Annotated in this window: 7 protein-coding genes; all 7 read left to right on the forward strand. The window is 58.7% G+C overall.

The genetic code is table 11. The features are described from left to right. Nucleotides 1–226 precede the first annotated feature (226 nt). A complete protein-coding gene (locus GMO_RS13440; protein ID WP_040509871.1) occupies nt 227–826 on the forward strand; it encodes a helix-turn-helix domain-containing protein in 600 nt (199 codons plus the stop codon). Beyond that, complete coding sequence (locus GMO_RS14505; RefSeq protein ID WP_008852989.1) at nt 823–996, forward strand: hypothetical protein; 174 nt, start codon at nt 823–825, stop codon at nt 994–996. The genes GMO_RS13440 and GMO_RS14505 overlap by 4 nt, the downstream gene beginning before the upstream one ends. Then, on the forward strand, nt 986–1,258 hold the full coding sequence (locus tag GMO_RS13445; RefSeq protein ID WP_040509872.1) for a type II toxin-antitoxin system RelE/ParE family toxin: 273 nt from the start codon (nt 986–988) through the stop codon (nt 1,256–1,258). The genes GMO_RS14505 and GMO_RS13445 overlap by 11 nt, the downstream gene beginning before the upstream one ends. A gap of 48 nt (nt 1,259–1,306) precedes the next feature. Next, the gene (locus tag GMO_RS14080) at nt 1,307–1,660 is read left to right on the forward strand and encodes an ArsR/SmtB family transcription factor (protein ID WP_083813692.1); all 354 of its coding nucleotides are present in this window, start codon (nt 1,307–1,309) and stop codon (nt 1,658–1,660) included. Continuing rightward, nucleotides 1,657–2,079 (forward strand): arsenate reductase (glutaredoxin), encoded by a 423-nt coding sequence (gene arsC / locus GMO_RS13450; RefSeq protein ID WP_008852990.1) that lies wholly within the window; start codon nt 1,657–1,659, stop codon nt 2,077–2,079. Before GMO_RS14080 ends, arsC begins: the two co-directional genes overlap by 4 nt. Beyond that, on the forward strand, nt 2,079–3,374 hold the full coding sequence (locus tag GMO_RS13455) for an arsenic transporter (RefSeq protein WP_008852991.1): 1,296 nt from the start codon (nt 2,079–2,081) through the stop codon (nt 3,372–3,374). The genes arsC and GMO_RS13455 overlap by 1 nt, the downstream gene beginning before the upstream one ends. A gap of 17 nt (nt 3,375–3,391) precedes the next feature. Beyond that, the coding region (arsH, locus tag GMO_RS13460) for an arsenical resistance protein ArsH (protein ID WP_040509873.1) at nt 3,392–4,053 on the forward strand (662 nt) is incomplete at its 3' end.

A 4,053-nucleotide genomic window follows, 5' to 3' on the forward strand; every position in this document is an offset into this window, starting at 1 on the left:
GGGAGCGGCGTAGCCCGCCCGCAGGGCGCCGGATCAGACCCCGGAATGGCAGTTTTCCACCGAAAAAAGGGGGGACAATAGGGGGATTAGATTCTTTTCTTTTTCTTAGGGATCGCCACACCCCGCAGAGAACCTAGAAAAATGGCTTGTTTTAAGTCCCGGATTCTGGGACTAATTGATCCCGGATTCCGGGACTTAAAAACGGGTTCTCCACAGGGAGCGAAACATGGCCCAGATTGTGCGCCTCACCACCAAGCCGCAGCGATCCGGACAGGAGGAAGCTGCACAGGCGGCCGAGCAACTCTCGCTCCTGTCTGAAGAACTCCTGAAGCATTTGCCCGGAGAGGCGCGTATAGCCATCTCACGGGCCACACACGCGCTACAGAAGGCCGCGCGACCAGACACCACCGAAGGGCTTTGGCCGGGAGGTTTCACCATGTTGAGCCGTATGCAGACCGCCACGATCTGGGACGCCATCCGCGAGTTACCATCTGACGACCGGCCCAATCAGGTGCGCCATGCCTTCGACCTAGTGCTGCTTAATCTCCGGCAGGACACAGGCGAAGTCCTGCTCACCCGCGACCAGCTCGCCGAACGGATCGGATGTGCCCCCAAACATGTCAGCACAATCATGGGCACACTGGAAAAAATGGGCGTAATCCGCCGCGAACGTCGTAAAATCGAAGGGATGCAGGGGCGAGGTGTCGCCGTGTATTTCATCAACCCGCACGTGGCATGGAACGGCTCGCTGGACGTCCGCAAGGCACAGGCCGCGGAAACCCGGCCACCCATGCAGCTCGAACTTCTCCAAGGGGGTGCGTCATGACCGACCTGTCCGACGAACTGGCCGCCAAAAGGGCCGCAATCCACAAGGCCCGGAACAGCACGAAACCCGCCGTTCCAGCCGAACAGGTTCTAACGATCCTGAAAGCCGATCTGGCCCGCGTTCAGGCGGCGATTGACGCACTGCCACACGAGGAACGGCGTGCAGGTTGAATGGTCCGATGAAGCCCTGACAGACCGGGCCGCCATCGTTGACTACCTGCTTCCCCGCAATCCTCACGCGGCCAAACGGATTTTGCTCCGGCTGATCGACGCCACCACAGACCTCGCCATGTTCCCGAACATCGGCCGAGAGGGTGAGGATAATACTCGCGAATGGGTAGTCGTCCGTCCCTATGTGTTACTCTATGAGGTAGAAGAAACGGCCAAAATCGTTCGGGTTCTTCGGGTTTGGCACACGTCACAAGATCACTGATGGTCAATGTAAATTGACATATATCCATATATCTATCAAAATAGATATATGGATACTGAAGCTGCCTTACTTACCCTGAGTGCCCTCTCTCAATCTACCCGCCTCGAAATTTTCCGCTTGTTGGTGCGCCATGAACCAGATGGCCTTCCCGCTGGGGAGATCGCGCGTCAGTTAGCGTTGCCGCAGAATACGATCTCCGTCCATCTGGCCACATTGACCCGCGCTGGTCTGCTGACCTCACAGCGCCATAGCCGTCAGATCGTTTATCGTGTGTCCCTGCCATGCTTGCGAGAGCTGATGCTGTTTCTGGTCAAGGATTGTTGTGCGGGCAGTCCCGATCTCTGCACTCCCCTTGTCGCGGATTTGTCTGCCTGCTGCTCAAATCCGGAAACCTGCTCATGACCATCACGATCTACCACAACCCGGCCTGCGGCACGTCGCGCAACGTGCTCGCACTGATCCGCAACAGCGGCGATGAGCCCCGGATCATCGAATATCTGAAAACCCCTCCCAGCCGTGCGGAACTGGTCGATCTGATCGCCCGGATGGACGTTCCGGTGCGCTCGATCCTGCGAGAAAAGGGTACGCCCTTTCACGAACTCGGCCTCGATAATCCGGCCCTGACGGATGATGCGCTGATCGACGCCATGATCGCACACCCCATCCTGATGAACCGGCCGATCGTCGTCACCCCGCTGGGTACGGCGCTCTGCCGCCCGTCCGAGACGGTTCTGGACATCCTGCCCAACCCGCAGCAGGGCGCTTTCGTAAAGGAGGACGGCGAGAAGATCGTCAATGAATCCGGCCAACGGATCGTCTGATGCTGGCGCTTCTGATTTTCGTTGCCACACTGATTTTTGTCATCTGGCAGCCTCGGGGTCTGGGCATCGGCTGGAGTGCGATGGCAGGCGCTACCGTGGCCCTGGCGGCTGGTGTGATCCACTGGCACGACATTCCTGTCGTCTGGCACATCGTCTGGGACGCGACCCTTACCTTTATCGCGCTGATCGTCATCTCGCTGTTGCTGGATGAGGCCGGGTTCTTCCACTGGGCCGCCCTGTACGTCGTGCGCTGGGGCAAAGGACGAGGCCGGATGCTGTTCCCGTTGATCGTGGTGCTGGGAGCGGCCATTGCTGCGGTTTTCGCCAATGACGGCGCGGCCCTGCTGCTCACGCCCATTGTCATCGCCATCCTCACTCAACTCCGCCTGAGCCATACCGCAGCCCTAGCTTTCATCATTGCGACTGGCTTCGTCGCAGATACTACCAGTCTACCGCTAGTCATCTCCAATCTGGTGAACATCGTCAGTGCCAATTTCTTTGGCATTGCGTTCGATCGCTATGCCGCAATCATGATCCCTGTCGATCTGGTAGCACTTGGTGCAACGCTAGCCGTCCTGTGGCTGTGGTACCGGCGGCAAGTGCCTGCAACCTATCCCGTCACCGAACTACCAGAACCTGCCATGGCCATTCGCGACCATCATGTATTCCGGGCAGCATTTCCGCTACTGGCCCTTGTTCTGGCGGCCTATTTTCTGACAGCGCCATTTCACATCCCGGTCTGTGTCGTAGCCTGCCTAGCTGCCGGAATCCTGTTGCTCATCGCCGGATATGGTCGGGTCATCCCTGTTCGCAAGGTGCTTCGGGGTGCCCCGTGGCAGATCGTGATCTTCTCTCTGGGCATGTATCTGGTGGTCTATGGCCTGCGCAATTCCGGGCTGACCGACTACCTCGCAACCGCACTGGTATGGCTGGGCCATCAAGGGACATTCACGGCCACCATCGGCACCGGCTTTCTGGCGGCTGCTCTGTCCTCCATCATGAACAATATGCCGAGTGTGCTGGTCGGAGCACTGGCGATCCAGCAGGCTCACGACATCACGCCGCTGACACGCGACCTGATGATCTATGCCAACGTCATCGGCTGCGACCTCGGGCCAAAATTTACGCCGATTGGCAGTCTTGCCACACTGCTGTGGCTGCATGTGCTGGCATCCAAGAACCATCGGGTCACATGGGGGCAGTACATGAAAGTCGGACTGGCAATCACCCCGCCCGTTCTGCTGGCGACACTCGGGGCGCTGGCTCTGTGGCTGCCTTGGATCAGCCGCCCATAATGCACGAATGGACCATAATGACCGAATCTGACTTGCCAGCCCTCCACCCCGAATATCTTGAACAGGTCGATCTCGCGCGGCTGGAACCGCAACCGCGTGTGGACCATCCGCCGCGTATCCTACTGCTCTATGGCTCTTTACGTTCCCGATCCTTCAGCCATCTGTTGGTTCTTGAGGCGGAACGCATCCTGAAGGTGCTGGGGGCCGAGACACGGGTGTTTGACCCGACCGACCTGCCGGTAGCGGATTCTGTGTCCGCGACCCATCCGAAAGTGCAGGAACTACGGGAACTCTCGATCTGGTCGGAAGGTCAAGTCTGGTGCAGCCCTGAACGGCACGGGAACATTACCGCCGTGTTCAAGAACCAGATCGACTGGCTGCCATTGTCCGAAGGATCGATCCGTCCGACTCAAGGCCGCACGCTGGCGGTCATGCAGGTCTCAGGCGGATCGCAGAGTTTCAATTCCGTCAATGCCCTGCGGGTGCTGGGCCGGTGGATGCGGATGTTCACCATCCCCAACCAGTCCAGCGTCCCAATGGCCTATACGCAGTTCGGTGATGATGACCGGATGAAGCCGTCCCCTCTCTACGACCGGATGGTGGATGTCATGGAGGAATTGATGAAGTTTACGTGGCTACTCCGGGATCGATCCGATTACCTCGTGGATCGTTACAGTGA

Source organism: Gluconobacter morbifer G707, from assembly GCF_000234355.1.
GTDB lineage: Bacteria > Pseudomonadota > Alphaproteobacteria > Acetobacterales > Acetobacteraceae > Gluconobacter > Gluconobacter morbifer.